General features: G+C 72.7%; 20 protein-coding genes. 13 read left to right on the forward strand and 7 right to left on the reverse strand.

The features are described from left to right. Nucleotides 1-10 precede the first annotated feature (10 nt). The 6 genes from WME85_RS49440 to WME85_RS49465 form a co-directional block, all read right to left on the reverse strand. Nucleotides 11-577 carry a hypothetical protein gene (locus tag WME85_RS49440; protein WP_437832230.1) on the reverse strand — a complete coding sequence of 189 codons (567 nt, stop codon included), beginning with the start codon at nt 575-577 and terminating at the stop codon, nt 11-13. Nucleotides 578-661: 84 nt separating this feature from the next. Then, nucleotides 662-1546 (reverse strand): branched-chain amino acid ABC transporter permease, encoded by an 885-nt coding sequence (locus WME85_RS49445; RefSeq protein ID WP_437832232.1) that lies wholly within the window; start codon nt 1544-1546, stop codon nt 662-664. Between the two features lie 64 nt (nt 1547-1610). Beyond that, nucleotides 1611-2810, reverse strand: a complete 1200-nt coding sequence (locus WME85_RS49450; protein WP_437832235.1) for an ABC transporter substrate-binding protein — start codon at nt 2808-2810, stop codon at nt 1611-1613. Nucleotides 2811-3054: 244 nt separating this feature from the next. Then, the gene (locus tag WME85_RS49455) at nt 3055-3801 is read right to left on the reverse strand and encodes a TlyA family RNA methyltransferase (protein ID WP_437306002.1); all 747 of its coding nucleotides are present in this window, start codon (nt 3799-3801) and stop codon (nt 3055-3057) included. After that, the gene (locus tag WME85_RS49460; protein ID WP_437832238.1) at nt 3798-4859 is read right to left on the reverse strand and encodes an ABC transporter substrate-binding protein; all 1062 of its coding nucleotides are present in this window, start codon (nt 4857-4859) and stop codon (nt 3798-3800) included. Before WME85_RS49460 ends, WME85_RS49455 begins: the two co-directional genes overlap by 4 nt. Further along, nucleotides 4852-6081, reverse strand: coding sequence for a trypsin-like serine peptidase (locus tag WME85_RS49465; protein ID WP_437832241.1), 1230 nt, complete (start codon nt 6079-6081; stop codon nt 4852-4854). Before WME85_RS49465 ends, WME85_RS49460 begins: the two co-directional genes overlap by 8 nt. Before the next feature lie 285 nt (nt 6082-6366). Here WME85_RS49465 and WME85_RS49470 point away from each other — a divergent pair, with 285 nt between their 5' ends. From WME85_RS49470 to WME85_RS49505, 8 genes are all read left to right on the forward strand, one after another. Then, nucleotides 6367-8886 (forward strand): DNA internalization-related competence protein ComEC/Rec2, encoded by a 2520-nt coding sequence (locus tag WME85_RS49470; protein ID WP_437832243.1) that lies wholly within the window; start codon nt 6367-6369, stop codon nt 8884-8886. A gap of 123 nt (nt 8887-9009) precedes the next feature. After that, nucleotides 9010-10485, forward strand: coding sequence for a B12-binding domain-containing radical SAM protein (locus WME85_RS49475; protein ID WP_437832246.1), 1476 nt, complete (start codon nt 9010-9012; stop codon nt 10483-10485). 39 nt (nt 10486-10524) lie between these two features. Continuing rightward, a complete protein-coding gene (locus WME85_RS49480) occupies nt 10525-10773 on the forward strand; it encodes a glutaredoxin family protein (RefSeq protein ID WP_437832248.1) in 249 nt (82 codons plus the stop codon). A gap of 68 nt (nt 10774-10841) precedes the next feature. Then, nucleotides 10842-11492 carry a TlpA family protein disulfide reductase gene (locus WME85_RS49485; RefSeq protein WP_437832250.1) on the forward strand — a complete coding sequence of 217 codons (651 nt, stop codon included), beginning with the start codon at nt 10842-10844 and terminating at the stop codon, nt 11490-11492. A 45-nt stretch (nt 11493-11537) separates the two neighbouring features. Beyond that, on the forward strand, nt 11538-13343 hold the full coding sequence (locus tag WME85_RS49490) for an AAA family ATPase (protein ID WP_437832253.1): 1806 nt from the start codon (nt 11538-11540) through the stop codon (nt 13341-13343). Nucleotides 13344-13348: 5 nt separating this feature from the next. Then, nucleotides 13349-13594: a hypothetical protein gene (locus WME85_RS49495; RefSeq protein WP_437832255.1), complete on the forward strand. Its 246-nt coding sequence runs from the start codon at nt 13349-13351 to the stop codon at nt 13592-13594. Continuing rightward, nucleotides 13566-13850 carry a hypothetical protein gene (locus WME85_RS49500; RefSeq protein WP_437832257.1) on the forward strand — a complete coding sequence of 95 codons (285 nt, stop codon included), beginning with the start codon at nt 13566-13568 and terminating at the stop codon, nt 13848-13850. Before WME85_RS49495 ends, WME85_RS49500 begins: the two co-directional genes overlap by 29 nt. A 270-nt stretch (nt 13851-14120) precedes the next feature. Beyond that, nucleotides 14121-14837: a GbsR/MarR family transcriptional regulator gene (locus WME85_RS49505; RefSeq protein WP_437832259.1), complete on the forward strand. Its 717-nt coding sequence runs from the start codon at nt 14121-14123 to the stop codon at nt 14835-14837. Between the two features lie 142 nt (nt 14838-14979). Here the strand turns inward: WME85_RS49505 and WME85_RS49510 are convergent, their stop codons facing one another. After that, the gene (locus WME85_RS49510) at nt 14980-16941 is read right to left on the reverse strand and encodes a type VI secretion system Vgr family protein (RefSeq protein WP_437832261.1); all 1962 of its coding nucleotides are present in this window, start codon (nt 16939-16941) and stop codon (nt 14980-14982) included. A gap of 53 nt (nt 16942-16994) precedes the next feature. Here WME85_RS49510 and WME85_RS49515 point away from each other — a divergent pair, with 53 nt between their 5' ends. The 5 genes from WME85_RS49515 to WME85_RS49535 all read left to right on the forward strand — a co-directional run bounded on the left by WME85_RS49515 (nt 16995) and on the right by WME85_RS49535 (nt 24289). Further along, entirely contained in the window at nt 16995-18194 is a 1200-nt protein-coding gene (locus tag WME85_RS49515; protein ID WP_437832263.1) for a hypothetical protein, read from the forward strand. Continuing rightward, entirely contained in the window at nt 18194-20434 is a 2241-nt protein-coding gene (locus WME85_RS49520) for a pentapeptide repeat-containing protein (RefSeq protein WP_437832266.1), read from the forward strand. The genes WME85_RS49515 and WME85_RS49520 overlap by 1 nt, the downstream gene beginning before the upstream one ends. Further along, nucleotides 20431-22182 carry a pentapeptide repeat-containing protein gene (locus tag WME85_RS49525; protein WP_437832268.1) on the forward strand — a complete coding sequence of 584 codons (1752 nt, stop codon included), beginning with the start codon at nt 20431-20433 and terminating at the stop codon, nt 22180-22182. The genes WME85_RS49520 and WME85_RS49525 overlap by 4 nt, the downstream gene beginning before the upstream one ends. A 12-nt stretch (nt 22183-22194) precedes the next feature. Continuing rightward, the gene (locus WME85_RS49530) at nt 22195-23127 is read left to right on the forward strand and encodes a S41 family peptidase (RefSeq protein ID WP_437832270.1); all 933 of its coding nucleotides are present in this window, start codon (nt 22195-22197) and stop codon (nt 23125-23127) included. A 295-nt stretch (nt 23128-23422) separates the two neighbouring features. After that, nucleotides 23423-24289 carry a hypothetical protein gene (locus tag WME85_RS49535; protein ID WP_437832273.1) on the forward strand — a complete coding sequence of 289 codons (867 nt, stop codon included), beginning with the start codon at nt 23423-23425 and terminating at the stop codon, nt 24287-24289. Nucleotides 24290-24336: the final 47 nt, after the last annotated feature.

Genomic DNA, 24336 nt, shown 5'->3' on the forward strand with positions numbered 1-24336 from the left:
CGCCTCCGCGCTACGGAAACGGCGACCCGACGCCGATCCCGAAGCCGCTCCCGAGCCCCAGGCGGACCGGCTCCGTCGTGGCCTGGCGCTCCAGCTTCCGGATGCGCAGCCCGAGGACGTGCGTGACCAGCGTGCACGTCTGGTGCGCCCGCGCCGTCGCCTCGCACCCCATCCAGACGCCGAACGTCTGCCGCTCGCCGTCCTCCGCGTAGCGGATCACCGCGCCAGTCTCGGCCACCGTGAGCCAGGCGGTCGCCTCGCCCGGCAGCGAGGCGTGCAGCACGCCGATCTTGCCCAGCGCGTCGTCGTCCGGGCCCGTGACCCGGCCGTCCCGCTCGAGCAACGCCACCGGCTCGGCCTCCAGGCCGAACACCCGCCCGCCGCGATCCACGTTGAGCTCGTGGTCGCCGTTCACGAAGATCTTGCCGTCCGGCATGACGTCGACCGCCAGGTCGGCATACACCCAGCGGGCGCGGGGGATGTCGAGCAGCGCGCCGCCGCGAGCCCAGTTGGCCGGGGGCGTCGCGGCGCACGCCGCCAGCAGCGAGAGCGGCATGACGAGGGCGAGGCGTCGCATGCGGCGAGCATACCGCAGGAACAGCCGGCGCGTCGGCCAGCCGGCGCCTCGGGCGGCTCGGGCCGGCCGAGGCCGCGCTGAGCGCTAGACCTTCTCGGTCCCGGTGGTGCCGAGCAGGCCCGTCGGCTTCACGAGGAGCACCCCGATCAGCACCGCGAAGACGAGGACGTCCTGAAGGCCGGAGTACGGCGTGAGCTTCGTCATCTCGCCGATGATCCCGATCAGCATGCCCCCGAGCATGGCGCCCGTGATGTTGCCGATGCCGCCGATGACCGCCGCCACGAAGGCGCGGTTGCCGATCACGACGCCCATCGTGGGGTACACCTGCGACTGGTCGAGGCAGTAGAGCACCGCGCCCACCGCCGCGAGCATCGAGCCCGTGATGAAGGTGAGCGCGATGATGCGGCCCGTGCGGATGCCCATCAGCCGGGCGGCCTCGATGTTCACGCTGAGCGCGCGCATCGCCTTGCCCGTCCAGGTGCGCCGCACGAGCAGCTCCAGCGCGATCATCACCAGGATCGAGGAGACGAAGATCACCTTGCGCGTGTGCTCGATCGGCAGGAGCTGCGGATAGCCGCGGTAGCGGGCGGTGAAGAGGAGCTGCGCCAGGTTCTGGAGGAGGACGCTCATCCCGAGCGCCGTCACGAGCGGCGTGATCCGGGTGTTCGCGAGGCCCCGGCCCCGGGACCGCAGCGGCGCATAAGCCACCTTCTCGACGACGACCCCGAGCACGCCCGCGAACGCCATCGCGAACAGCGTGCCGGCCACGCCCGCTACCAGCGGCGCGTCCTGGGCGCCGAACGCCGTGATCCCGAACAGCCCGGCGAAGGCGCCCATCATGAAGACCTCGCTATGAGCGAAGTTGATGAGCTTGAGGATGCCGTAAACCATCGTGTAGCCGAGGGCGACGAGCGCGATCATCGACCCCTGGGCGAGCCCCGTGATCAGGGCGTTCACGATCTTCTCCATGGAGACCTCTTCACCGCGCCCGGTGCGGACCGGACCGGACCGCCGCGCGCGGCGTGGACGACCACTACTGCTTCGCAGCCTTGTCGTTGACCGTCGCGTAGTAGGTAAACTGCTTGTCCTTGATCCGGACAATCACGACCGGCTTGTCGGCGTTGCGCTCGGCGTCGATGGTGATGACCCCCGTCGCGCCCTGGAAACCCTTGGTGTCCTGGATCGCCTGCCGGATGCCGTCCGGCGTCATCTCCTTGGCGCGGCCCATCGCGTCGGCGAGCAGCCTGGCGGCGTCGTAGCCCTGCGCGCCCATGCTCGACGGCGTGCGCTTGTACCGCTCCTGGTACTTCTTCACGAAGGCCTGCGAGTTGGGCCAGGGGACGTCCGGCGCGTAGTGGTTCGTGAAGTACGCGCCCTCCAGCTCCTCCGCTGCGTCGCGCAGGAGCTCGTTCGCGTCCCACCCGTCGGTGCCGACGAACATGCTGCCCGGAACGCCCGCGGCCTTGGCCTGCCGCGCGATGGGGGCCATGCTCGTGTAATAGATGGGCGCGTAGATCATCTCGGGGTTCGCCGACTTGAGCTCGTTGATGTACGTCGTGAAGTTGGTCTCCTTCTTGAGGAAGCTCTTCTCCATGACGATCTCGCCGCCGAGGCGCTTCACCTCGGCGCGGAACTCGTTGGCGAGGCCCGACGAGTAGAGGTCGTCGGAGGCGAAGAAGAGCCCGACCTTCTTCTTGCCGAGCGTGTTCACGATGAACTGCGCGCCCATCTGGCCCTGCACGTCGTCCGTGAAGCAGGCGCGGAACACGAAGGGCCCGACCTTCGTCACGTCCGGGTTCGTGGACGACGGCGAGATCATCGGCACCTTCTTCTTGTTGGCGACGATGCCGCCGGCGCGCGACCGGGACGAGGCGACCTCGCCGAGGAGGGCGAGGACGTGGTCTCGATCGATGAGCTGCAAGACCTTGTTGGTCGCCTCCTCGGGCTTCGACTTGTTGTCCTCGTACAGGATATGGATCGGCTTGCCCTTGACCCCGCCGGCGGCGTTGATCTCGTCGATGGCGAGATCGATACCCTCCTTGGAGTCGATGCCGAACGCCGTCTCTTCGCCCGAGAGGCTGAAGTAGGCGCCGACCTTCCACTCGGGGTCGTCCTGCGCGTGCTTCGCCGGGTCGCCCCCCGACCCCTCGCTCTTCTTGCCGCAGCCGAGCGCCAGCGCGCTCAGCGCGAGCGCACCGGCGATCATCCTCACCAAACCCCGTCGTCCGAGCATGTCGTCGTCCTCCCTGTCGCCGGGCCGCGTGTGGGTCGCCCGCCGGTGGCCACGGCCGCCAAGCAGCGGCCGAGAGCGCGTGTACCCGTCGCGTCTACCATTGTCTACGCGGCCCGTCAGCTTTGTCGGGGCGCGCCGCGCCCCGTGTCGAACGTGTTAAGTGCTGGATTCTCCACGGATTCCGGCGGCCTCGTCCGCCGCGGCGGGCGGACGGCGAGGCCGGCCTGCGCGCCGGGCGAGGCGCCTAGCCCGCGCGCCGCGCGTGGACGAAGTGCTCGACGTTCCCCTTCGGCCCGCGCACCGCGCTGTCGACCTCGCCGACGACCGAGAAGCCCGCGGCCTCGACGGCCTGGCGGGCCTCGGCGATCGCCGCGAGGCGGGTCGCCTCGTCGCGGATGACGCCGCGGCCGCGGGCGGCGGCCTCGCGGCCCGCCTCGAACTGCGGCTTGATCAGTGCCACGAGGTCGCCCGAGGGGCGCAGCAGGCGGGCGATCGCGTCGATCAGCCGGGCGATGCTGATGAACGACGCGTCGACGACGACGAGGTCGATGGGGCTGTCGAAGTCCTCCCGCTGGAGCTCGCGGGCGTTGACCCTGTCGCGCACCTCGACGCGCGGGTCGGCGCGGAGCCTGGCGGCGAGCTGGCCGTAGCCGACGTCGACGGCGAAGACCCGCGCCGCGCCGCGCTGGAGCAGGCAGTCCGTGAAGCCGCCCGTCGAGGCGCCCACGTCGACGCAGGTCTTGCCGGCGACGTCGAGGCCGTGCGCCTCGAAGGCGGCGAGCGCGTGCTCGAGCTTGTCGCCGCCGCGCGAGACGAACCGGGGGCCGGCGGCGACGTGGACCTCGGCGTCCTCCGGGAGCAGCGTGCCCGGCTTGTCGATGCGGCGGGGCCCCGAGGTGACCTTGCCGGCCATGATCAGCGCCTGCGCCTCGGTCCGCGAGCCGGCGAGCTTGCGGGCGACGAGCAGCGCGTCGGCGCGCACGCGGGTCACGGCGCCCCCGGGGGCAGCGGGCCCACGAGGCCAGCGCCTCCGCCCGGGGAGAGGGGCGCGGCGGCCGCGTCCGAGAGCGCGAGCGCGTCGCCGTGGAGCGCCCGGGCGACCGCGGCGAGGCCCTCGGCGATGCGCGGCCCCGGACGCAGCGCGACGTCGGTGCGGAGCGGGCGCACGCGCCCCTCGCGCACGGCCCGCAGCGACCTCCAGCCGGGGGCGTCCCGGAGCGCCGCCAGCCTCGAGGTGCCCGGCTGCGTCTCGCCCTCGGCGGCCGCGCCGTCGAGCAGCACGTCGGGATCGAGCGCGAGCAGGTGCTCGACGCTGAGCGACGGGTAAGCGCCCCCACGGGTGATCGCGTTCTCGCCGCCGGCGAGCCGGATGAGCTCATCGGCGAAGCTGCCGGGGCCCGCGGCGAAGATGGGCGAGGTGTCGAAGAGCAGGGCGACCCGGACCCGCGGCATGCCCTTCACGGCCTGCTCGACCGCGAGGCGGCGGGCGCGGATCCGGCCGATCGCCTGCTCCGCGCCGGCGGCCGCGTCGAGCAGCCGCCCGAGCCCCGCGAGCATCTCCTCGATCTGCGCGAGCGACTCGGTCTCGGGGAAGAACGTCGCGATCCCGTGGCCGCGCAGCGCCTGCTCGAGCGCCGGGCCGGCGGGGCCGCGGGCGCCGGCCACGAGGGTCGGCGAGAGCGCGACGATCGCCTCGATGCTCGGATCGGCGTAGCCGCCGACGCTGGGCAGGCGGAGCACCTCGGGCGGGTGGTCGCAGTGGCGGGAGCGCCCGACGAGCGCCGCGCCGGCCCCGATCGCGCAGACCGCCTCCGTCGTGCTGGGCGAGAGGGAGACGACGCGCGCCGCGCCGGCAGCGACCGGGGCCCGGCGCCCGCACGCCGCGAGCGCGAGCGCGGCGAGCGCCGTGAGCGCGGCGCGCCGCGAGAGCGCGGGGCCGACGGCGCCCGGGGGCGGCGCGAGGCCCGCCACGAGCGCGGGCCCCGGCGCGCCCGCCACGAGCGCGGGCCCCGGCGCGCCTTTCGTGGATGCGCGGCGACTCTCAGCCAAGCCGGTCCCGGCGGCGCCGCCGTCGCAGGCTCGACGCGACGCCCAGGCCTGCCGCGCCGAGCATCCAGGGGACCGGCTTCGTCGGGTCGGGCCGCGGGTTGATGCTGCACGACCCGGCCGACGCCTCGTCGCCCCCGTCCTCGACCGCCTCCTCGTCCCCGCCGCGATCCTCGGGCGGCGGCGGCTCGGGGAGCTTCGCGCAGAAGCCGCCGAGCTCCTCGCTGCAGCTGTAGCCGTCCGGGCAGGTCGCGATCTCGCTGCAGGGCCGCGTGCAGTAGCCGTCGAGGCACGCGTTCGTCGCGCAATGCTCCGGCTGCTCGCAGGCGGCGCCCACCTCGGCCGAGTAGACGGGATCGGTGGGGAAGCCCCTTGCCCAGCTGGGCTCCTCGTACCCTCCGAGATCGGCGGCGCGCACGGCCGTCTCTTTAATCCATTCCGCCCAGCCGTACACATAGCCGTAGATCGGATACTCGCAGCCCTCGGCGCCGCGCGAGGTCACCCCGATCACGCGGTGCATCAGGTCGAGGCTGGGCCCGCCCGAGTCGCCCTCGCAGATGCCCGTGTCCCCGACCCACTCCGTCCGCTTCACCACCGACGCCGGGCAGCCGTCGGCCACGCAGTCGATGAACAGCTTGTCGCGGCGCCGCCGCAGGCCCGCGCCGGTGCTCATGTCGTTCGTCGCCCCGAAGCCGATCGCGTAGTACTCCTCGCCCTCGACGAGGGGCACGTCGACGCGCGGCACGAGCGGCGCCGCGTCGCTCTCCGGGATCAGCTCGTCCAGGATCAGGATCGCCTGGTCGTTGCCGCAGAAGCTGTCGGCGTCGTTGCCCGGCAGCAGCACGATCTCCCGGCCGGCATAGAAGGCCGAGTCTCGACCGATCTCCGCGTCCGTCGTCACCAGGATCCGCCCCGCCAGGTGCGTGTCCGTGAACTTCGTGGAACGGCAGGTGATCTGGCCGTCGAGCTCATTGGCCATGTCCGACACGCAATGCCGGGCCGTCAGCACGAGGTTGGGCGCAATCAAGCTCCCCGTGCAGATCGCGCCGATCTCGGCGTTGTATATGCCCACGACAGCCCTGTCATCGTTATCCAGGTAACCGTCGCGGATGGCATCACGCGTTTGACCGGTCTCATCAGGGGGCTCCTCCAGGGCCGAGCTGCACGCTGTTGCAGTGAGTCCCAGGGCAAGAATCAAGGTGACTCTGGGCGAGCAAAACGACATCGAGAGCCTCCAAGTACTGCAATGTAGGTGCGACGAGCCTCGCGCGTCGCATCGAGCGAAAGATTCTAGAGGCGAATGTGCGGTCATGCACGCGCACCGCGCGCGATCGCGGACTCGGCTCGTTGCATGCACCACATAAAGATGCCGTTCGAGAGCTCTTGCAGGATCGTCAGGTGACCGGCGTCACCCGGTTCCGCCATGGCGGCGCCAGGGGCAGGGCAGCCGGCGCCGGGGTGAAATGCCGTGGAAACGTGAGCGGCCCGGGTGTTGCGGGGAGACGCGGCCGTGATCGATCCCGTCCTGCTCTTCGGGCTCGCGCTCGTCGCGGGCGCGCCGCTCGCGCTCTCGCCGCTGCCCACGGCGCTCGCGGCGGCGCTCGCCGCGGCGGCGCTCCGCCGCCGGGCCGGCCGCGCCGCGCTCGCCGCCGCCGCGGTCGCGCTCATCGTCGGCGGCCTCCGCGCCCGCGCGCTGCTCGACGACGCGGGCGGCCTCTACGGCGACGCCGCCGCGCTGCTGCAGCCGCCGGCGCGCTGCGAGGTGGCGGGCGCCGTGATCAGCTCGCCCGTCGTCGTCGGGGCGGCGCAGCGGCCGGCCGGCGAGCCGCCGACCGCGCGCATCGACGTGGAGCTCTCCGGCGGAACCTGCGGCGGACGAGCGCTGCCAGGCCCGCTCCGGGCGCGCCTCCACGGGGCGCCGCTCGACCTCGCGCGGGGGGACCGGCTCGCGGTGGTCGTCGATCTCGCGCCGATCCACCTGTTCCGCAACGAGGGCCTCCGCGACGCGACCGCCGCGATCGCGCGGAGCGGGATCGTGGCGAGCGGGTCGATCGTCGACGCGCGGCGGACCGCGGAGGGGCGGTCGATCGGGGCGGCCGTCGACCGCGCGCGGGCCGCCGTGCGCGGGCGCATCGAGGCCACGTTCCACCCCGAGGCGGCCGCGCTCGGGCGCGCGCTCGTGCTCGGCGAGACCGACCTCGCGCCCGAGGACCAGGACGCCTTCCGCGAGAGCGGCCTCGCGCACCTGCTCGCCGTCTCGGGCACGCACCTGATCCTCGCGGTCGCGGGCTTCGCCGCGGTCGTCCGCGCGCTCCTCGTCCGCGTCGATCCGATCGCGGCGCGGTGGGACGCGGGCCGCATCACCGCGGCCCTGTGCGTGCCGGCCGCGTGGCTCTACGCCGACTTCGCGGGCGGCGGCGGCTCGGCGATGCGCGCGGCGGCGATGCTCAGCTGCGCGATGTGCGCGCGGCTCGCGGGCCTCCGCCCGGCCGGCGTCCGCTGCTTCGCCCTGTCGCTCGCGGGCGCCGCGGCCGTCGATCCGCTCGTCGCGTGCGATCTCTCGTTCGGCCTCTCGGCGGCCGCGACCGCCGGGCTGCTCTGGCTGCAGCGGCCGCTCGCTGCCCTGCTCGTGCCCGGCGAGGAGGGGCGCGGCGACGAGCGCGCGGACGGCGGGCCGCCCGGCGCGCTGTCGTCGTCCTCGTCGCCGTCGTCGCCGCGCGCGCTCGCGCGAAAGGTCCTCGCGCCCCTCGCCACGACGCTCGCCGCCATGTTCGGGTGCGCGCCGCTGCTGCTCATGAACGGGGAGACGTTCCCGCTGCTCGGCGTGGCGGCGAACGTCGTCGCCGCGCCGATCGGCGAGCTCGCGGCGCTCCCGTTCTGCCTCGCGCACGCGGTGCTCTCGTGGGCGCCGCCGGTCGAGCGCGGGTGCGCGCTCGTCGGGTCGGGCGCGCTGCTCGCGGTGCGCGCCGTCGCGCGCGCCTCGGCGGACACCGGCGTGGTGCTGCGCCTGCCCGAGCCGTCGCCCGCCCAGCTCGCCGCGCTCGCCGCCGCGATCGCGCTCGCGTGGGCCGCGGAGCGCCGCGCCCGCCGGCTCGCCGCGCTGGCCGCCGGCGCCGCCGCGTGGCTGCTGCTCGAGATCGTCGCCGTGCGCGCGGGCGCGCCGCGCGGGGTGCTGCGCGTGAGCGTCCTCGACGTGGGGCAGGGCGACGCCATCCTGATCGACCTCCCCGAGGGCGGCGCGATGCTCGTCGACGCCGGCGGCTTCGTGGGCAGCCCCGTCGATCCGGGCGCGCGCGTGATCCGGCCGCTCCTCAGGTCGCGCCGCCGCGCGCGCCTCGACGCGGTCGTCCTCTCGCACCCGCACCCGGATCACTTCGGCGGCCTGCCCGCCGTCGTCGAGGGCGTCGAGGTCGGCGAGCTCTGGGACACCGGCCAGGGCGAGGCCGAGGGTGCGGGCCCGGTCTACGCGAAGCTGCTGTCGGACCTGCGCCGGCGCGGGGTGCCCGTCGTGCGGCCCGCCTCGCTGTGCGGCAGGCCGCGGGCGCTCTCCGGGGCGACCGTCGAGGTGCTCGCGCCCTGCCCCGACCTCCACCCCGACCGGGGCGCCAACGACAACTCCTTCATCCTGCGCCTCACCCACGGGGCTCATGCCGCGCTGCTCGTCGGCGACGCGGAGCACGAGGCCGAGGAAGCGCTCGTCGCCCGGTACGGCGCCGCGCTCCGGGCCGACCTGCTCAAGGTCGGGCACCACGGCAGCAGGACGTCGACAGGCCCGGCGCTCCTCGACGCCGTCGACCCCGCCGTAGCCGCCGTTACCTGCGGCGTCCGCAACCGCTACGGGCACCCGAGCCCCGAGGTGCTCTCCCGCCTCTCGGCCCGCGGCGTCGCGATCGCGCGCATGGACCGCGGCGGCGCCCTGATCTGGGAGACCGACGGCGAGCGCGTCGTGTGGTCCCGCCCGGGCGAGCCGCCGAGGCCGGCGCCCGCCCGCCGCGGCGCGGCGGAGGCGACCGCCACGCCGGGGAGGTGAGCCGGAGCTGGAGGTGGGGGGAGGACCGGGAGGAAACCGGCGCTCGGCGGGGCCGCCCGGGCGTCCCGTGTCCTTGCGCCTGGACGTCCCCTGAGGGACGCTCCGCCGATGTCTCGTAGCGCGATGACGACCACGATCCGCCGCCGGCTCGCGAGCGAGATCGGTCGTATCGACAAGCAGGCGCCCTTCCGCGTCGCGCTGTCTTACCCGTCTCCGTACCGGGCTGGCATGAGCTCGCTCGGCTTCCTCCAGATCTACAAGACGATCCAGGCCGAGCCCGGGATGGCGTGCGAGCGCGCCTTCCTGCCCGACGACGAGGGCCAGGGCGCCGAGGGCGCCCCGGTGACGTACGAGGGGCTCCGCCCCCTCTCCGATTTCCCCGTGATCGCGCTCTCGGTGGCCTACGAGCTCGAGCTCGCCGGGGTCGTCCGGCTGCTCGAGCTCGCGGGGCTGCCGGCGCTCCGGGAGGAGCGCGACGGCCGCCACCCGTTCGTGCTCGCGGGCGGCCCGCTCACGTTCTCCAACCCGCTGCCGCTCGCGGTGTTCGCCGACGCGATCATCATGGGCGAGGCCGACACGCTGGCGGTGGAGGTGCTGCGCGTGCTGCGGGACGCCCCCTCGCGCGAGGCGGCGCTCGACGAGCTCTCGCGCGTCCCCCACGTCTTCGTCCCCGCGCGCCACGGCGCGGAGATGCCCCCGGTCGCCCAGTGCGACAGCGCGCTCCTGCCCGCCTGGTCGCCGATCCGCGCCGAGGAGACGGAGCTCTCGAACATGTTCCTCATCGAGGCGGAGCGGGGCTGCTCGCGCGGCTGTACCTACTGCGTGATGCGCCGCTCGACGAACGGCGGCATGCGCATCGTCCCCAAGGAGCGCCTCCTCGAGCTCGTCCCCGAGGACGCGAAGCGCGTCGGCCTCGTCGGCGCCGCGGTCAGCGACCACCCGAAGATCGTCGAGGTGGTCCGGACGCTCGCCGAGCGGGGCTGCGAGGTCGGGCTGAGCAGCCTCCGGCCGGACCGGCTGACCGACGAGTTCGTCGGCGCGCTGCGGCTCGCGGGCTACAAGACGCTCACGACGGCCATGGACGGCACGAGCGAGCGCGTCCGCGAGACGCTCGAGCGGCGCGCGCGGCCGAGGCACCTCCAGCGGGCGGCCGAGCTGGCGCGGCAGCACGGGATGAACCGGCTCAAGCTGTACCTCATGGTGGGCGTCCCCGGCGAGACCGACGAGGACGTCGACGAGTGCGTCTCCTTCGTCGCGGAGCTCTCCCGGATCGTGCCGGTCGCGCTCGGGATCGCGCCGTTTTGCCCGAAGCGCAACACGCCGCTGCACGGCGCGCGCTTCGCGGGCATCGACGTCGTGAACAAGCGGCTCGACCGGCTCCGCCGCGGGCTGCGCGGGCGCGCGGACGTGCGGGCCACGAGCGCCCGCTGGGCGTGGGTCGAGGCGGTGCTGGCCGCCGGCGGCGAGGCCGAGGGGCGCGCGGTGCTGCAGGCGGTGCACGCGGGCGGCTCGTTCCGCGACTACGAGCGCGCGTTCGAGAAGGTCAAGCGCCCCGAGCCGCCGCGCCGCCAGAGCCTGCCGCTCCTCGCGGCCGGGTGAGCGGGGCGGCCGCCCGCCCAGGAGGAGCTGAGGAAGCCGATGAAGACGGTGACCCTGTTCACGCGCGAGCGCTGCCACCTCTGCGAGGACGCCCACGCCGCGCTCGAGCGCGTGCGCGCGCGGCTGCCGTTCGAGCTCGCCGTCGTCGATCTGGACCGGGAGGCCGACCCGGAGAAGCGCGCGCTCTACGACTGGGAGGTCCCCGTCGTCGAGCTCGAAGGCCGCAAGATCATGAAGTACCGCGTCGACGAGCGGCGGCTCGAGCGGCTGCTCTCGGGGCCGGAATGACCTTCGGGCGCCGTCAGGACGGTTCCGCCCGCTTTCTCCCGGCGCCGCGCTAGGCTATGCCCATCCCCGTGAAGTGGACGACCATCGCGCAGATCCTCTTCATCCTCGTCGCCGCCGTCGCCGTGTACGGCTTCGTGCACGCGGCGCAGAACGACCAGCGCACCACGGCCTGCAAGGCCATGTGCGCGCTGCGTCCCGCCTACGCCGGCCGGAACCGGCTCGCGCCGGACTTCGAGCTGCCGGACATGGAGGGCAAGCCGGTCCGGCTGTCGTCCTTCCGGGGCAAGACGGTGTTCCTGAACTTCTGGACCAAGACCTGCGCTCCGTGCCTGCAGGAGATGCCGGCGCTCGCGGAGCTCGGCCGGATCGCCCAGTCGCGGAAGGACTTCGTCGTCCTCACCGTATCGACCGACGAGGGGCCGGACGACGTGCGGGACGCGCTCAAGGTGGCCCTGAACGGGGATCCGCCGTTCCCGGTCCTCTTCGACCCCGAGTCCAAGGTCGTGCTCGACCAGTACGGCACGCAGCTCTACCCGGAGACGTGGATCATCGACCCGAACGGGATCATCCGGGCCCGCTTCGACGGGGCGCGGGACTGGTCGAACAGCCTCGCCATCGAGGTGGGGGAGATGGTCACGCGCTGGGGCTCGTGCCCGGTCGACATCTACAAGAGCCAGCCGCGCGGCAACTTCGCGTCCGTCTGCACGGACGACTCCTGAAGGGATCCATGCCTTGAGAGTGGTGAGAGGGCACAGGATCCGCCAATGAAGCTCGAGGCTGCCAACGTGCTCGCGTTCGAGGTGGGCAGAGCCGTCCTCGGCGCGGCGGGGCCGCTCGATGTGGAGATCGAGGGGGTAACGATCCACGTGGCCCCGCAGCGCGAGCCGCCGATCGCGTGGCCCGCGCTTCCATACGGGAAGCCGATCCCTGGCCTCGACGAGCAGCGCCACGGCCCGTGGCCCTCGGCGGTGCGGCTCGACTGCTCGTGGAAGGGCGGACACGTCACGCTCGTGGCCCGCTGGAGCACGTGGCGCGCCAACCCGCGCTATCACGGGCAGCTGGCGCTCGAGGTCGCGACCGCGCCGCGCAACCGCCAGATCGTCTGGAGCACGGTCACCCAGCGCATCCTCGACGTCTCGCCCGAGGGCGAGGACGCGATGCTCGAGGACGCGGTGATCCCGGTGAGCCTCTCTCTCTTCGACCGCGAGAAAGGCGACGAGAAGCGTGCCTACCTACGCTACCAGATCGAGCTCGCCCGCAAGCTCGGGCTCCCGTTCACGGGCGCCGCCACGGCGACGCTCTTCCGGGTTCCCCAGGGTTTCTCGGGCGCGCTCGACCCCGACGCTTTCGCCCGCGTTGTGCGCGCGGCGCTCGTGAAGCTGCCCTTCGTCACGCGCGGAGAGGACAGCGATGTCGAGGGCGAGCCGTACCTGGATATCCGGCGCGCGCTCGCGCACTCGAAGCGACCTGTGCCGGGGAGGAGCGAGGGCGTCCCCGAGGCCGCGGCGGGTGAGCCCCCGCCCGATCTCGCCGGGCAGGACAGCGCGCTCTTCGACGAGCTCGGCGCCTTCCATTTCGGCCCGTTCGAGGCGTTCAGCTGGACCGACCTCGGCCGGATCAACGTGATCATCGGCCGCAATGACACCGGCAAGAGCACGCTCCTTAAGCTGGGCTATGCGCTCGCCAGGAGCGTGCAGGACTACACGCGGCGGATGGAAGCCGACCGGCCCTCCATGGGGGAGGTCCTCGCCGAGAAGCTCATGTGGACGTTCCAGCCCGCGAGCGCCCGCCTCGGAGACCTCGTGAAGAAGCGCAGTCCCGGAGACGCCGTCGTCGGCGCCACGCTGTGCAACGCGGTGTACTCTGCGATCCTCTCGGCGTCGGACGCACGGTCGCTCCGCGTGGACGATGACGGCGGCCCGCAGCCGAACCTGCGCGCTTTGTTCATTCCCCCGAAGGAGATCCTCACGTCGGTCGATGCCATCACGTCGCTCCACGAGCAGGACAAACGCTTCGGCTTTGACGACACGTACTACGACCTCGCGGTCGCGCTCCGCGGCGAGGTGATGCAGGAAGAGCTCCCGGACAGCCTGCGCCGCGTGCTCAACTCCCTCCGCAAGCTGTTCTCGGGCGAGAGCGGGAGGTTCGTGTTCCGCCGGGGCGACGATCAGTTCTGGATGTCCCAGGTCGCCGAGGGCATCAAGAAGATCGGCCTCTTCGCGAGGCTCATCCAGAACGGCGAGCTCCGGCGGAACACCGTGCTGTTCATCGATGAGCCCGAGACCAACCTGCACCCTGCGGCGGCCCGCGCGCTGGTGCGCATGCTCCACGACGTGTCGCTCGCGGGCGTCCAGATCTTCATGGCGACGCACAGCTACTTCATCCTGAAGCAGCTCGAGCTCGTGGCCAGGCAGCACAAGGTGGACGTGCGCCTCTGCGCCCTCACGAACCGCGAGGGCCACGTGAGCGGGAGCTTTCATGATCTCTCCGAGGGCATGCCGCCCAACGAGATCGTCGAGGAAGAGCTCTCGATGGGCGATGAGGACGTCGACCTCGCGATGGCCGGTTGACGTCCGTGGTGGAAGAATCGGGCTTCGCCTTCACCCCGCCCGACGCGGCGTGGTTCCGCTTCGAGGATCTCCCCACCTACCGGCGGCTCTCGGGCGCGGGCGTCGCGGAGATGGACTTCACGTACTGGGACCCCGACCGCAGCCGTGTCGTCCTCCTCGAGGTCAAGGACTACACCGGGCGCGATGCGCCCGGCCACCTCGCAGATTGCCTGATCGCTGGTCATGCTCCAGAGCGCGTGGCGCGGGGGTGACACGGGGATCGGCGCCACCCTCGCCGGGGAGCTCCCGGAGCGGCTGCGTGTCCGCTCGCGCGTGCGGCTCATCTTCGTGCTCAAGGTCGACGCCGCCACGCGGATGAAACCGATCAGCACGATGAAGGATCAGATCGCCTGCTCGATCCGGGCGTACGTGGAGCTCCTCGGCCTGACGTGCGACACCGTGGTCATGAACCAGGACAAAGCCTCCGCGCTCGGCTTGCCCCTCCGCGTCTCGCCCCCTCCGCGGTAGTGGCGCGGACGGGCTCCTCCGGGCCCGCTTCGATGGCGCGCGGGACGGGTCGAGCAGCCTGGCCCTCGAGGTGGGGGAGATGGTCTCGCGATGGGGCGGGTGCCCAGCCGGTATCTTCAAGGGAAAGCCGCGCGCCGGCTCCCCCCGGGTCTGCACCGATGACTCCTGAAGCGCTCCGTCGCGGGGGCAATCAGGCCGGGCGCGCGGGGCGCAGGGGGCGCGCTGGCCGCTTGGCGCACCCGCGAAAGATCGTTATGTGAGTCACCCATCATGACCGCCCGCAGGCCGACGTCGCCGACAGCGCAGCCGCCGCAGACGCCGCAGACGCCGCAGACGCCCACTGCCGGCGAAGGGGGCGACGGCAGCGCCTCGGACGAGCGGGTCGCGGCCGCGCGGCAGGCGCTGCTGGAGGGGGTCGGCGCCGAGATCGCCGCATCGTTCCCCGGCATCACCCGGCTCGGGGGGCAGGTCGTCGCGGCGCTCTACCTGGCCGACGTGCCGCGCTCGATGGATGAGCTCAGCCAGGAGCTCGGCCGCTCCAAGAGCAACATCTTCGCGAACCTGCGCGGGCTCGAGGCGGCGGGGATCATCGAGCGCCGGCGGGAGTCGGGCGCGCGGCACGACTCGTTCGCGCTGCGCGGCAAGTACCCCGACGTCATCGTCGGCGCCTACCTCGGCCGCCTGCGCCGCGTCGTGCAGGACAAGCGCACGCTCGCGCGGCGCGCGCTCGCGCTGCTCGGCGACGCGCAGGGCCCGGAGGCCGACGCGATGCGCGCCCGGCTCGACGACCTGTCGCGCAAGTACGACCTGTTCGCGGAGCTCATGGAGCAGCTGCTGCCGTCGATCGACGGCCCCGTCGATCTCGAGCGGCTGATCGCGCAGGTGCCCGAGGCGGTGGTCCGCTCCCTGAACGCGGCCGCCCGCGTCGCCTGGGCCGCCGGCGACGCGATCAGCCGGCTCAGCGGGCGCGCCGGACGAAAGCGCTGAGCGGCGGTCGCCCGCTTCGGATACGGGCCCACCTCGACGTTTTCGGTGCTCAGCGCACTGGAGTGCGCTTGCGCGCCGAAAACGCCGATCTGGGCCCGTCTCCTGTGCGGGCGACCGCCGCTCGGGTTGCACGTGGCGCGGTTCAACCGCGGGGCGGGCAGTCCCTCATCTCGATGAGGATGCCGGTCGACGTCTCGATCCGGTGCATCAGGTTCACCTCCCGGGTCACCGGCGACGGCGTGATCGGGTTGGGCACGGAGCCCACGATCATCGGACGGTCGGGGTCTCCGTCCAGGAAGACCATCAGCACCTCGATCCCGGGCTTCAGCGGGAAGTGGAACCCGTAATTCGGCCCGGCGTGCGGCTGAATCATCCGCACGAGCCGCGAGGGAAACGCCCGCGACGCGGGATCCCCCGCGTCGAAATGGAAGCGCACCCGGTAGCGCCCCTGCGCGTCGATCGGCGAGACCTCCCCGATCTCCCCGTCCGGGAGCGGCTCCACCAGCGCCGTCACCACCCCGTGGATCCTCGGCCGCGGCGCCGCTCGCGGCGGGCGATAGGCCTGCTCGGCGCGCACCAGCCGCGCGCGATTGACATACTCCTGCTCGCCCCCGGCCCCGCCCTCGATCGCGACCGGCTGCACCGCGCTGTGCTCCACCCCCACGATCAGGAACCGCGCCCCGTCGAGCCGCGGGTGGCCCTCGAGCGCGAAGACGGCCCCCGGGATCAGCCGGAGCTCGTCGCTCTGGCACTCGACATAGCGGTTCGACGAGGCCCGCTCCTCCGCGCGGATCTGCGCCAGTTGCTGGCCCTCTTCCGGTGTCTTGTGGTGGGCGCCGTACTCGACGACGCCGCCGCCGAGGCCCGCCGCCGACTCGTGCGCTGCCGTGAGATCGAGCCTCGGCGTCCGGTAGTTGTACTCCTGCATGACGTAAGTCGCGGGGAAGGCCCTGGCCTGCTCCTTGAGCTCGAACACGTCGCGCCGCTCGCCCCGCGGCCGGAACACCACCGCGTCACCCCCCGGCAGCGGCTGAAAGCCCACCTGCTCGTCCGTGAAGACCATGACGTCGCGCCCCGACTCGTGCTCGAAGAAGAAGGAGATCCCGAGGTGCTCGGCGAGCCGAGAGATGAAGGCCAGATCCGTCTCCTTGTACTGGACGATCATCTCCCGCGCCGGGTGATCGCGGTAGAGGCGCATCGTCACGTCCTCGGGCCCGAGCCCCACCATCGCGAGCTTCTGCTGGATGAGCTCCGGCACGCTGATGTCGAGGAAGACCTGCTGCAGCTCGACCAGCGTCGCGCGGAACGCCCGCGGCACGAGCCGGAGCCGGTACGAGCGGAACGCGGTCTCCGTCTCGTGCCGGTCCTCCACCTCGGAGATCATCCCGTACACGGTGCGCTCCTCGGCGCCCTGGACGTCGAACACGAGCGACGCCGTCGCCCCCAGCACCTCATCGATCGAGAGCTCGGCGTCGTCGCTGCACACCACGTCGATGTCGAACGAGAAGAGCTGGCCGATGGTCTCCTTGCCGCGCACCTCGCGCACCCGGACGTGGGCGCAGGAGAAATCGTTGGAATCGAGCCGCAAGATGGGCGCGTGCCGTGTCCGGCCCCGGAGCGCGGCCTTCGCCTCCTGCAGCGCTTCGGTGGGCCGGGGGCGCGCCGCGCGAAGCGCTGATTCCGCCGCCTCGAGCTCCCGCAGCGGCGGATGGCGCGGCCCCGGCATGCCGCCCGGGGGCCGCGGGACATCCATCTGCTCCGTGGCGCGCGCCCTCACCGGCGATGGCGGGACATCCATCTGCTCCGCGGCGCTCCCTCGCCCCTGGGCCGCGGCGATGCTGCCCTCGCCTGCAGTCGGCGCCGCGGCGGCACCTTCCGTCGCCGGCCCGGGCGCCTGCTCCGCGGTCGCTGCGCACGCCGCGCGCGAGATCGGCTCCCGGCACAGGGGACCTGCGTCGGGCGCCACGCGGATGCGGGCGGCGGCCGACTCCGCGCCGATCTGCACGCCGCTCGGCGCGCGGTACGCTGTCGCGGCGACCCGTTCGCCGCACGACCCGGCGTTCGGCCCGCTGCACCTCAGGGTTTCGGTCGGCTCCCCGTTCATCGTTGCGCCTCCTCCGCGGCTCGCCTGTTACTGTACCCGATACGGAGGCACGCATGGGTACGCGCGAGGGTGACGGTATCAGCGGGAAATACCTCCTCATCGAGGTCCCGAACTTCAACGACGCAGGGACCGAGTCCGAGGCGATGAGCTCCTATTTGCGCCTCGGCGCGGTCAAGGACCCGGGCCTCGCCGCCAACCCGAACGCGCCCAAGGCGAGCGGCGAGGACCTCGCCTCCCGCGTCACCTCGTTCATCGACGACACCCGCAAGCGCGACGGCTGCCCGGGCTTCGTCCCCGAGGGCGAGCGGCAGGCCGAGACCGCAAAGCTGCACACCAAGGGCGGCTGGCGCGATCATTCCGACGGTAATCGAATCACCACCACGCGCGGCGACAAGGTCGAGGTGATCAAGGGCAATTACCGCATGCTCGTCCTCGGGCGGCAGGAAGACACCGCCGGCTGGGACGTCTCCGGGGGCCATGTCCAGGACGCCACCGACCTCTGGACCGCCGCCACCACCATCGAATGGGTCCAGAACTATAACGGCACCTGGAAGGTCACCGAGAAGACCGAGAAGGGTGATGTCGACACCACTTACCACGGCGACACCTTCGATCGCTTTTACGGTAACAAGCAGACCAGCATCACCGGCTCCGAGGCCCCGACCGCCGAGCGCCCGAACCCCACCTGCCTGAGCTACACGTGGGCTCAGCAGATGGAGTCGTACACCGGCTCCGCCGCCTGCCCGGTGCCGCAGATCCTCGACGAGACCTGGGCCGGCCAGATCGCGAGCAGGACGAGCGCCACCACGATCACCGACGAGACCACCGCGCAGACGGTCTCCAGCACCACCACGGCCACCACGATCAGCGACGACACGACCGCGAGCACGGTCTCGAGCACCACCACCGCCGCGCTCGTATCGGATACCACCATCGGCGATGTCGAGTCGGTGACCATCGGCAGCACCAGCGACGTCACCATCGGCAACGCGATGTCGATCACCGTCGGCGCCACCGAGGAGGTCACGATCGGCGGCCTGGTCGAGCTGACGATCGCGGCCCTGCTCGAGGTCTCGCTCACGGCGGGGGTCTCGATCAACATGGGCCCCAAGGCCGAGCTCAACCTGACCAACCGGCAGGAGCTCTCTCAGTTCCGCACCAACGTGAAGAACATCTGCTCCAGCGTCTCGTCGGCCGAATCGGTGAGCACCGGGGCGTACAACCTGATGTCTGGGGTCATCAACCTGTTCTGATGCAGACCCGGAACCTCACGCCGTTCCTCTTCGGCACCAAGGCCTGCTCGCGCAGGCCGCCGCAGCCGGAGGTGGTCCTCATCGTCCGCGGCCGCTTCTCGCTCCGCCTGGGCGATCCGCTCGCACCGGTGGACGACGGCCCGCTGGCCCAGGGCGCTCTCACGGCCGAGACCTTCGCGGGCGGAGGCGGCGAGCGCGAGGGCGAGCCCACCTATCCCGGCGATTTCGCCGACTGGAAGCCGGCTGCGGACCTCCTGCTCCGCGGCGCGTGCCATCCGCCTCCCGGCGACGCGCCGAGCGAGCACCCCGTGCGCTTCGCGGTCGGGACGTGGTCGAAATCGCAGCGAGTCCCGGCGCCACGCCAGGGCCGACCGGTCCCCGCGCCCTTCGGGCCGCTCCACCCCGACGCGCCCGAGCGCCGCCGGAGGCTCGGCAAGGAGTACGGCCCGTCGTACCGGAAGACGCGCGCCCCATGGTACGCCGAGGACTTCGACTGGACCTATTTCCAGGCCGCCCCGCCGGATCAGCGCCTCCCCGGCTACCTGCGCGGCGACGAGGAGGTCGCGCTCCTCCACCTCCACCCCGCCGCGCAGAGCGCCTCGTTCCGCTTGCCGGGGCTCCGGATCCGCGCGGTCGTCGAGGACGCGCGGGGCCGCGTGCAGGACGCCCGTATGAACCTCGACACCCTGTTCGTCGAGCCGGACGAGGGCCTCGTGACCCTCACCTGGCGCGGCCACGCGGAGGTGGCCGAGGACGACCTCGCCGACCTGCGCGCCGCCGTCATCGGCGCCGAGCCGCTGGAGGCCCCGCCGCTGCCGCTCGAGCGCTATCGGGACGGGCTCGGGCAGCTCGCCCGCGATCCGCGCGGCCTCGAGGATCTCCCGCCGGAGATGCGTGAGGCCTACGATCTCGTCCGCGACGGTGCGCCGCGGCCGGCGCGCGTCGTCGCGGACGAGGCCGATCCCGTGACCAGGCTCCTCGCGGAGCGGCTCGGCGGCCTGCACGCGCCCGAGCAGGAGCGCGTGCGAGCGCTCGTCGCGAAGCTCCGGACCCTGCGCACCCCCGAGGGCGTGGACCTCGAGCGAACCGTCGCGCAGGCGCTCGCGCGGCTGCCCGCCCGGCGGCAGGCCGCGTACCTCCCGGCCACGCCCGCGGGCACGCCGCGGGTCCCCATGGGCGGCGCGCTCGCCGCGCTCGTCGAGCGCCTCGAGGCGCTCCGGCAGGGCGCGGCCGCGCGCGGGACGAAGCTCGAGGGCGTCGAGCGCCTCGACGCGCTGCTCGGCGACGCCCGCCTCCGCGAGATCCTCCCCGGCTACCGGCTCCCCGGCGAGGCCGCGGCGCCGCCGCCCGAGCCCGGCCCCGGCGTCGATCTCTCGGGGCAGGACCTCTCGGGGCAGGACCTCTCGGGCCGCGACCTCTCCAGGGCGAAGCTCTCCGGGGCGCTCCTCTCGGGCGCCAACCTCTCGGGCTCCAACCTCTCCGGCGCCGATCTCTCGCGGGCCGTGCTGTTCGAGGCGAACCTCTCGGGCGCCGATCTCTCCGGCACCGATCTCTCCCAGGCCAACCTCACCGGCGCGCGCGCCGCTTCCGCCGATCTGCGCGGCGCCACGCTCGACCAGGCGATCTTGACGCGCGCCGCGCTCACCCGCGCCCGCCTGGCCGGGGCGCGCGGGCGCGGCGTGCTGCTCGACGAGGCCGACCTTCGCGAGATTGACGGGGAGGAGCTCCACCTCGAGGGCGCCGTCCTCCAGGGGGCGAGGCTCGATCGCGCCTCCTTGCGGCGCGCGGCGCTCGTGGGGTGCATGTGCGCGGGATCCTCGGCGAAGGGCGCGGACCTCACCGGCGCGTCGCTGCCGCGCACGAGCTTCTCCGACGCCGATCTCGAGGGCGCGACGCTCGTGGAAGCGCAGGGCGAAGCCGCGGCGCTGCTCCGGGCGAAGCTCGACGGCGCCGACCTCCGGTATGCCTCGCTCCCGCGGGCGCACCTCTCGGGGGCCTCGGCCCGGGGCGCGCGCTTCGCCTGCGCGGTCCTGCGCGAGAGCCGCTTCTACCGGGCCTCGCTGGAGCGCGCCGACCTCTCGCGGGCCGACCTCTTCGGCGCCGACCTCTGCAAGGCCCGCCTGGACGGCGCCTCCTTCGCCGGGGCCAGCCTGTATGGCGCCCGCCTCGAGGGCGCGAGCGCCGCCGGGTGCGACTTCGAGGGGGCGAACCTGCGGCGCTCCAGCCTGGAGCGCGCGTGAAGACGGTCGAGGAGCTCTTCGAGCGCATCCGCGCCGGCAAGCGGCTCACCGACGCCCGCCTCGATGGGCTCGACCTCGCGGGCCGGGACCTCTCGAGCCTCGATCTCTCGCGCGTCAGGCTCCTTCGCACCGACCTCCGCGGCGCCCGGCTCGCGGGCAGCGCGCTCTCCGGCGCGCATCTCGTGGAGTGCGATCTCCGCGGGGCGGATCTCGAGGGCTGCGCGCTGGACCGCGCGCTGGTGCTCGGCTCGAACCTCGAGGGCGCGCGCCTCGTCGGCGCGAAGCTCGCCCGCGCGAAGCTCGCCTATCAGCGCCTCGCCCGCGCCGATCTCTCCGGCGCGACGATCGTCGAGGTCGAAGCGGTGGGCTCGGACTGGTCCGGCGCCCGGCTCGTCGGCGCGACCATCGAGGCATCCCGCCTCGACCTCGCCAACCTCGAGGGTGCGGACCTCACGGAGGCCCGCATCGCGCGCGCCTCTTTCAGCCGCGCGAACCTCCGCCGCGCGCGCCTCGCCCGCGCCCACGTCGAGGACGGCGCCTTCGTCGGGGCCGATCTCGGCGGCGCGGACCTCGAGGGCGCGGCGCTCGAACGCGCGGTGTTCGTCAAGGCCGACCTCCGCGGCGTCCGCTTCCCGCGGCGCATGCACGGCGCGATCTTCGACGAGGCCACGCTGGGCCGGCCGGAGCTCGCGGGCAAGGACCTCGCCGGGAGCGACCTCGAGGGCGCGGACCTCTCCGGGCTCGATCTCCACGGCGCGAACCTCTCCCTCTGCTCGCTGCGCGGCGCCGACCTCCGGGGCGCCGACCTCCGCGGCGCCCGCCTCGAGCGCTCGATCCTCTCGGGCTGCGATCTCACCGGCGCGGACCTCCGGGGCGCGAGCTTCCTCGGCTGCGACCTCTCGCGCTCGACCCTCCGCGGCGTGGATCTCTCCGGCCGCGACCTGGAGTCGGTGATCCTCATCGAGGCCGATCTCGAGGGGGCCGATCTCACGGCCGCGCGCCTCGTCCGCTGCATCCTCGACCGGGCGCGGCTCTCGCGCGCGAACCTCACGCGCGCGGTGCTCCAGCAGGCGCTCCTCCGCGAGGCCGCGCTGGCGGGCGCCGTGCTCGGCAAGACGATCTTCGATCGCGTCGATTTCACCGGCGTGGACCTGCGCGCCGTCTCTTTCTCCGGCCTCACCGTCCACCGCTGCGCCTTCACGGAGGCGAACCTCGAGCGGATGAGCCTGCGCGGCTGCGATTTCATGGGCAGCGATTTCTCGAGGGCGAACCTGCGCAGCGCCGATCTCGAGGGATCCATCCTGACGCAGGCCAAGCTCCGCGAGGCCGCGATGGACGGCGCGAGCCTGCCGAAGGTCGTGGCGAAGGCCGCCTATTTCGGCGGCGCCTCGCTGCGGGGGGCGAAGCTCTCGCAGGCGATGCTCCGGTACGCCACGTTCACCCGGGCGGACCTCGAGCGCGCGAACCTCGCCGCGGCGGACTTGCGGGACGCCATGCTCGACCACGCGGAGGCCCGCGGCGCGCTCTTCCTCTCGGCGCGCCTCGAGCGCGCCAACCTGTCGCACGCGCGGGTCGAGGAGGCCGATTTCAGCGAGGCCGATCTCGGCGGCGCCAACCTGCACGCGCTGCACGACAGGGGCGCGCGCTTCGCCGGCGCGAAGCTCGCCGGCGCGCGCCGGACCGACGCCGATCGGCTCGCGGCGGAGGCGTACACGCCGCCGCGGCCGCCCCGATCAGGGCCGGGATAAGGAGCGGAGGGAATGCTGCCTGCAAGCAACAACGGCGCCGGGATGAGCATCGGATTCCCGGACGTGTGCCTGACGCCGGTGGGGCCGGTGGTGGTGCCGATCCCCTATCCGAACTTCGCGCTCAACGCGATGGCGGTGAATTTCTCGGTGAAGGTGAAGGTCGCGATGATGAACGCGCTGAACCTCGGCACGACCATCCCGATGACCTTCGGGATGGAGCCCGGGGTGGCGCACCCGCTCTACATGGATGTCGGGGCGTACGTGACGGGCAATTCCAAGGTGATCATCGAGGGGCTGCCGGCGATCAACCTCACCTGCCCCACCACCGGGAACGCCGGAAACAACGCGGTGGGCGCGGTGCTGGTGCCGAGCGCGGTGAATGTCTTTTACACGTGCGCGGCGGCGCCGGAGGAGGTGCTCCCCGGCCCGGAGAACGTGGCGCACGCGCTGGTCGGGGACGGCATCGGGGTGATCCGGATCCGGGTGTTCTCGCTGGACACGCCGGCGCTGGTGTACCGGGCCGTGCGCGCGCTCGAGGCGGCGGGGATGAGGGAGATCGTGATCGACCTGCGCGACAATCCGGGGGGAGAGCTGAGGGCGTTCGTGGAGCTGGCGGGGGATTTCCTGCCCGCGGGGAGTGTGGTCGCGATCGTGGCCGACGGCGACGGGGACGAGACGGTGTACCGGTCAGGGCAGGAGAAGCCGTACACGGCGCCGGTGACGATCCTGGTGAACCGCGGGACGGCGTCGGCGGCGGAGCTGTTCGCGGGGTGCCTGAAGGCGCACGGGCGGGCGGAGATCGTCGGGGAGCGGACGTACGGCAAGGGGGTGGGGCACGCGCTGCGGGTGAGCGAGGAGGGCGCGCAGATGGCGGCGGCGGTGCGGGTGACCCTGCCGGGCGGGGCAGAGGTGCAGGGGGTGGGCGTCGGACGGGGGGAATGGTGACGACGCCATGCCCAGCTGGCTGAAGGCCCTCCTCTGCTGCTGCACACCTCGCAAACGGGCGACCGCGTCCGGCGGCGCTCCAACGACCATCACGAGCTCGAGTCATGGAAGCACGCCGAGGCTCGCGACGCTCCGGGACACGGGCACGAAGGGGGGCAGCGGGTCAGCGAGCGATGAAGCTCCTCGCCGCCGCGCCGATCCCGGGAAGTCGCTCGTTCGCGCATACTCGAGCGACGATTCTCTCCCCGCGATCTTCCAGTGCGCCGCACAAGGCGATCGCCCGACGAGCACGAGGGTGACGATGCTCTCGTTCGACCGTGGTTATGACGACGGAGGTCCCCTGAAGGACAGGCTGGACAAGCTCCTCGGCGAGGACGGTTACCTGGACCGCGCAGGCGCGCTCGGCGCCGAGGACGACGCCGGGACGCTGCCGATCTTCATGACCGCGGAGGGGTTCCTGTCGGGGCCTGACGGCGTGGCGATCTCGGACGAGGAGCGCGAGATGGCATTCGCTCGAATCGCGGCGTACAGCGAGGAACACCCTGAGATGGTGATCATCCCCGGGTCATGTTGCTTCGAGACGGCCACGCATGCGTTCAACGTCGTCCCGGTCTTCCATGGTGGCGAGCTGCAGTGCGTGTACTGCAAGCGGTGGCCAGGCAGCACAGAGAGCGGCAGCGGCAAGCTGTGGGGCCTCAAGTACCCCGACGCCTCCAAGGACACGCGCGCGCTCTTTCGGCTGCGCGATCTGGTCTTCGCGGTGGAGGTATGCAACGACTATCGCCGGAACCACGTCCTGCGCTTCTTCGAGAAGGAGGTCGGCGGCGATGGTGTCGACATCCACCTCCTCCCCTCGCTCGGTGTGCTCCCCGAGACGGACATCCTCGGCACCTACACCGACGGCAGGGAGGGAGCGACCCCGGTGAAGCACTATATCGGGTTCACCCACTCCCGCGCGCGGAAGAACGGGTATTTCCTCCATTGCGACGCAGGGACCTCCGAGATGGAGAAAGAGAAGCTGACCAAGGACTTCAAATGCACGATCCACCAGCGGGATGGCGAGGACGAGGACCACACGCGCTACAAGAAGGTCGATGGGCACATCCAGGACGGGTCCAAGCTGGTCGCCTTCGACCCCCGCCCTCTTCCCCGCTCCGATTAGGCGCGGTCGGACGCAGGTCGCGAGCGGCCCGCGCCCAGGGAGAGCGA

Source organism: Sorangium sp. So ce1153 (assembly GCF_051521595.1).
In the GTDB taxonomy this organism is placed as follows: Bacteria; Myxococcota_A; Polyangia; order Polyangiales; family Polyangiaceae; genus Sorangium.